4 protein-coding genes and 2 pseudogenes are annotated in these 5,464 nt (G+C 73.2%); 3 read left to right on the top strand and 3 right to left on the bottom strand.

Annotated features, from left to right (window positions below; genetic code table 11):
• Positions 1-439, bottom strand: a pseudogene (locus AB0J52_RS25365) (3' terminal RNA ribose 2'-O-methyltransferase Hen1); the annotation flags it as partial.
• Between the two features lie 166 nt (positions 440-605).
• Positions 606-1,685 (bottom strand): DUF3152 domain-containing protein, encoded by a 1,080-nt coding sequence (locus AB0J52_RS25360; protein ID WP_500184714.1) that lies wholly within the window; start codon positions 1,683-1,685, stop codon positions 606-608.
• On the opposite strand from AB0J52_RS25360, the gene AB0J52_RS25355 reads away from it, so the two are divergent.
• The 3 genes from AB0J52_RS25355 (at position 1,671) to AB0J52_RS25345 (ending at position 5,026) form a co-directional block, all read left to right on the top strand.
• Positions 1,671-1,868, top strand: coding sequence for a hypothetical protein (locus AB0J52_RS25355; protein ID WP_500184713.1), 198 nt, complete (start codon positions 1,671-1,673; stop codon positions 1,866-1,868). The two genes, AB0J52_RS25360 and AB0J52_RS25355, sit on opposite strands and share 15 nt — an antisense overlap.
• Before the next feature lie 225 nt (positions 1,869-2,093).
• On the top strand, positions 2,094-2,954 hold the full coding sequence (locus AB0J52_RS25350; RefSeq protein ID WP_500184712.1) for a TIGR02452 family protein: 861 nt from the start codon (positions 2,094-2,096) through the stop codon (positions 2,952-2,954).
• A gap of 338 nt (positions 2,955-3,292) precedes the next feature.
• On the top strand, positions 3,293-5,026 hold the full coding sequence (locus tag AB0J52_RS25345) for an MFS transporter (protein ID WP_500184710.1): 1,734 nt from the start codon (positions 3,293-3,295) through the stop codon (positions 5,024-5,026).
• 97 nt (positions 5,027-5,123) lie between these two features.
• Here the strand turns inward: AB0J52_RS25345 and AB0J52_RS25340 are convergent.
• A pseudogene (locus AB0J52_RS25340) lies at positions 5,124-5,464 on the bottom strand (LLM class F420-dependent oxidoreductase); the annotation flags it as partial.

The raw sequence follows: 5,464 nt of genomic DNA, 5'->3' as shown, positions 1-5,464 counted from the left end.
CATCGACCCGCCAGCCGAGCGGCCCGAAGTAGCGTTCGGCGCGCTCGGGGCCGCCGCGGCAGGGCAGCGCGGGCAGCGAGATCTCCAGCGGGAGCGGGACGTCCGGCAGTTCGGGACGGGCGTCGCAGCGGCCGCGCATCGCGGTGCGGAACACGCCCGCCATCGCGGACGCCAGCAGGGACGACGCCGCGTACGGACGGTCGTTCACGTACTGGCCGAGGGCGAAGTCGGGGCTGTTCCTGCCGCGCGTGCGCACGAGCTTGACGGGGTCGACCTCCAGCAGCAGCGCGGCGGTGCAGCGAGTCTCGTCCGCCTCGGGGTAGAACACGTGCGCCGCGCCGGACGCCTGGTCGAACCTCTGCACCTTTCCGGGGTGCTTGTGGAGCAGGAAGCCCAGGTCGGTCGCGGGTGCGCGGGTGGTCGTGATCGTCAGCAGCACGCGCCAAGAATGCCGGAGTCGTCCGGGGGCGACCACCGATTTGTCCCCGGCTGCCGGGTCGGCGCGGTGGCGGGGGAAGGCGGAGCGTGGCGGGACGGGAGCGGAGGGCGGAACGGGAGCGGGAGGAGGGTCAGGGGCGGAGGGCGGGACAGGAGCGGATGGCGGGTCAGGGGGTTTCGGGGCCGGTGACGAGGTGTCCCCGGCGGTCGTAGGGCCAGGCGTTCGGGTGGCATCCGCCGAGACCGCCGAGCTGCTGCATCATCACGGGCGCGGGCTTGTTCGCGCCGGGGCACGACATGCGCTTCTGGTGCAGCAGGCGTCCCAGCTCGTAGTTCAGCATCTGCGCGCGGTAGGAGCCGGTCTGCCCCTGGTAGTAGGTGGTGACCTCGAGCCAGCGCCTGAGGTTCATCACGACGAGCTTGTCGGACGAGCAGTTGCCGCGGCCCGCCGTCATGATCCCGGTCGAGGCGCACAGCTTGTCGGTGGTCTCCGGGGACGCCAGCCGGACCACGAAGTCCGCCTGCTGACCGGTGCCGACGCGCCGGAAGCCGTACCGGCCGCCCGCCGTCCAGCCGCGCGGGTCGGTGATGATCTTGTCGACGTAGCGCGTGAACGTCGCGGTGCTCTGCTTCGTCCCGCCCTCGACCTCGACCGCGTACCGGCGGACCTTGCCGTGCCCGGTGGGGAGGGTCTCGCCCGCGGCGCGGACGAACCTGCCGGTGCCGTGGTCGGGGATGAACAGCGGGTGCGCGGGCGTCACGACCGGCGGATCGGGCGGGACGTCGCCGGGACGCGCGCCCATCGACGGGACGACCTGCGGTTCGAGCTGCGGCTTGGGCGGCTTGCCGACCGACACCATGGTCGCGCCGAGCATCGCGGCGATGCCCGTCCCGGCGACCAGCACGAGCGCGCCGATGCCGAGCACGAAGGTGAACGTCCGGCCGCGGTCGGCGCCGGCGAAGTCACGGTCCAGGTCGGCGGAGAGGCGCTCGTCCAGCACGGGACTGCCGACGCGTCCGGTCGCGTCGAAGGAGCCGTCGGCCGCGAACGCGCCGGGCGGCGGTTCGTCACCGAAGAAGTCGTCACCGACGCCGGAGGGGCCGACGCCCGGGTATCCGCCGCTCGGGTGGCCGCCGCTCGGGTGGCCGCCGGTGGGAGCGCCGGTGTGGGGAGCGCCGGCGGTGGGAGGGCCGTCCGGCATCGGGGGCTGCTGGTAGTCCCCGTACTGCTGTTGCTGCTGGGGCACCGGCGCCGGCTGGTACTGCTGCGGAGGCGGCTGGTGCGGGGGCTGCGCCTGCGGCTGGGGCTGCTGCCGGCGCGCTCGCCGCGGATCCCGCGGGCCCTGCGGCTGCCGGGGCTGTTGCGGATGCTGCGGTTGTTGCTGGTGCTGCGGTTGCTGCTGGGGCTGCTGCGGTTGCCGGGGCTGTGACTCGTCGTGCCGCGGACCATACGGCGACTGCTCGTAGGGCTGCTGGCCGTACGGGTTCTGCTGCGGGTACGGATCGCGCCGTCCCCGGCGGGGGCGAGGGGGCTCCATGACGCAGCAAGCATGCCAGAAACCCGACCGGATTCGATCCTTTTGGCCTGATCGGCGGGTCGGCGCGAGCCGAAAATGGCTGGCAGGACACCATGTATGTCCGAAATCATCCGTCCGGTGAGCAGACAACCGAGGCGGGCCCAGGCCCAGCAGACCGTGGAGATCCTGGAGAGCGGACGTTACCGCGCTCCGTCCGGCCGCGCGGTGGATCTGACCACCGCTTTGCGCGCGTCCGTGGACGGCACCGTGCTGCACCGGCCGACCGAGCTGGCCGCGCTGCTCGACGCGCTGCCGCCCGTCGGGGACGACGCCGCGCGCACGCGCGTCGAGGTGACGTCCGAGACGACGCTCCAGGCCGCCCGCCGACTCGGCGAGGACGCCGGCGCGGACGCGGACGCGGAGGAGCCTCTGGCGCTGAACTTCGCTTCCGCGAAGAACCCGGGCGGCGGGTTCCTCAACGGCGCGCACGCGCAGGAGGAGGGGCTCGCGCGCGCGTCCGGCCTGTACGCGACCCTGCGGGCGGCGCCGGAGTACTACCAGGTCCACCGCGATCTGCGGGATCCGCTGTACACCGACCACATGATCTACTCCCCCGCCGTCCCGGTGTTCCGCGACGACTCGGGGGCGCTGCTGGAGGAGCCGTACCCCGTCGCGTTCGTCACCTCACCCGCGCCCAACCGCGGCGCGACCTGGGATGACGACAAGCTCGCCCTCCTGCCCGGGGTGCTGCGGCGACGCGCTCTGAAGGTCCTGGCGGTGGCCGCCTCGCACGGGCACCGGCGGATCGTCCTCGGCGCGTGGGGCTGCGGCGTGTTCCGCAACGACCCGGCCGAGGTGGCGGAGGCGTTCGCGGACGCGCTCCGTCCGGACGGCGGGCCGTTCGCGCGCCGATTCGAGCGCGTGGTGTTCGCCGTGTACGACACCGCGCCGGGCGCGCCGCGCCTCGCGCCCTTCGAGCGCGCCTTCGAGGGCTTCTAGCAGGTCAGAGGTCCGCAGCGGGCGGACGCCCGAACGAAGCGCCGCCGTTCCCGACACAGGGGACGGCGGCGCTTCCGCGTTCCGACGACGCTTCCGGGGTCCGACTGCGGCGCTTCCGCGTTCCGATGAGGGCGGTTCCCTCAGTTCCGCCAGCGGCCGGATTTCGCGATACATCTTGACTTGCCGCCAACGAGATATATCGTCTCTCTTCGAGAGAGGACTTCCCGGCCGGGGGTCTCCGTCGCCTCGTGCGAACAATGTACTCTTCACGAACGCCGTTCTTCAGGGGGACGGCGTTCGGTCTCACGCACACCGTTCTCCATCCCTCGGGAGCAATGATGACCGACACCACCGGCGGGGCGCCGCCGGCGCGCACCGAGCCCGCCCCCTTCCGCTGGCGCTGGATCGCCCTCGCCGTGATCCTGCTCGGCGAGATCATGGACATGCTGGACGCGCTGGTCACCACGATCGCCGCCCCCACCATCCGCGGCGACCTCGGCGGATCGGCCGCCACCATCCAGTGGCTCGCCGCCGGCTACACGCTGGCGATGGCCGTCGGGCTGCTCACCGGCGGGAGCCTCGGCGACCTCTACGGACGCAGGCGGATGTTCCTCCTCGGCGCGGCCGGGTTCACGCTCGGCTCGCTGCTGTGCGGCGTCGCGGTGTCCCCCGGCATGCTGGTCGGGGCGCGGCTGCTGCAGGGCCTGGCGGGGGCGATGATGATCCCGCAGGGCCTCGGGATGATCCGCCGGATGTTCCCGCCCGCCGAGACGGCCAAGGCGTTCGCCGCGTTCGGGCCGGTCATGGGCCTGTCCTCGGTCGCCGGTCCGGTGCTGGCCGGCTGGCTGATCGACGCCGACCTGTTCGGCACCGGCTGGCGGATGATCTTCCTGATCAACCTGCCGCTGGGCCTGGCCGCCGTGCTGCTCGGCCTGTTCTTCCTGCCGCCCGGCCGGGACGGGCACGCCTCCCGGCTCGACCTGGTGGGCGCGCTGCTCGCCGCCCTCGGCGCGGGGCTGATCGTCTACCCGCTCGTCCAGGGCCGCGAGCTGGACTGGCCCGCGTGGATGTTCGCGATGATGGCCGCGTCCGGCGTGGTGTTCGCCGTCTTCGGCTGGTACGAGGTGCGGCGACAGCGCGGCGGCCGGGACCCGCTGGTCAAGCCGTCCCTGTTCACCAAGCGCGGCTTCTCGGGCGGGCTCGCCGTCGGGCTGGTGTTCTTCGCCGCGATGATCGGGTTCTCGCTGGCCTACTCGCTCTACCTGCAGATCGGGCTCGGCTACTCGCCGTTCAAGGCGGGCATGTCGCAGATCCCCTGGTCGCTCGGGACGGTGTTCGGGTTCCCGGCCGCGATGGCGCTGCAGAAGCACGGCCGGGCCGCGCTGCAGCTCGGCACGCTGGTCATGGCGGCCGGCGTGGCGGGGCTGGTGCTCACCCTCCAGCTCGCCGGGACCGGCGTCAGCCCGTGGCAGCTCACCCCGGCGCTGGTCGTCACCGGCTTCGGCATGGGCCTGCTGATGGCGCCGTTCTTCGAGATCGTGCTCGCCTCGGTCGACGAGCACGAGACGGGGTCGGCGAGCGGCACCGTGTCGGCGATCCAGCAGCTCGGTGCGGCGCTGGGCGCGGCCGTCCTCGGCACCGTGTTCTTCGGGCTGCTCGGCGGGCACGTCGCGACGGCCGCCGACAAGGGCGCGCCGGCGCTGCGCGCGAGCCTGGCGTCGGCCGGGGTCGCGCCGTCCGGGCAGGACCGGATCGCCGCCGGGCTGCGCGCCTGCGGCCGCGACCGCGCCACCGCGAAGGACCAGGCGAAGAATCCGGACAGCTGCGTCCGGCTGGACTCCGACGTCCGGGCGGCCGCCGCCGCGCGTCCGGAGTCGGCGGGACGCGTGGTCACGATCGTCCGGTCGTCCGCGCTGCACTCGGCGAAGACCGGGTTCGGCGGCGCCATGAAGATCACGCTGTGGATCGTGGCCGGGATGCTCGTGCTGACCTTCCTGATCGCCTTCCTGCTCCCGGCGCGCGCCCGCACCGAGGAGGCGGCGGCCGAACGGACCGCGCCCGCCAACGCCTGACCAGCACTCCCCTGCTCTCGTGGCCTGCGCACCGCGTCCGCTGTGCGCAGGCCACGAGAGTCTCGCGCTCGCGTCCGCCGTCATCCCGGCGGCCGGGTCAGAGCTTGTTCAGCACCTCGAAGGCGATGAGCTCCAGGTGGTTGAGGTCGTTCAGGTCGAGGACCTGCAGGTAGAGGCACTCCGCGCCGATCTCGCCGAACTGCCCGATCTTCTCCAGGACCTCGGCGGGCGTCCCGCACAGGCCGTTCTCGCGCAGCTCGTCCACGTCGCGGCCGATCGCGTCCGCGCGGCGCTTGATCTCCGCCTCGTCCCGTCCGCAGCAGACGACCTGCGCGGCCGACAGGACCATCGGACGCGTCCGGTCCTGCGCCTCGACGGCGGCGCGGACCCGGCCGAACGCGGCGGCCGTGTCACCGGTCTGGGCGAACGGGACGTTGT

This window comes from Spirillospora sp. NPDC049652, from assembly GCF_040675125.1.
Taxonomy (GTDB): domain Bacteria; phylum Actinomycetota; class Actinomycetes; order Streptosporangiales; family Streptosporangiaceae; genus Spirillospora.
Note: the sequence above shows the minus strand (reverse complement) of the source record. Positions and strands in the feature narration are given on the sequence as shown.

Coding starts and splice junctions, on each gene's coding strand:
- AB0J52_RS25345 (WP_500184710.1), top strand. CDS start 3,293: ATGACCGACACCACCGGCGGGGCGCCGCCGGCGCGCACCGAGCCCGCC.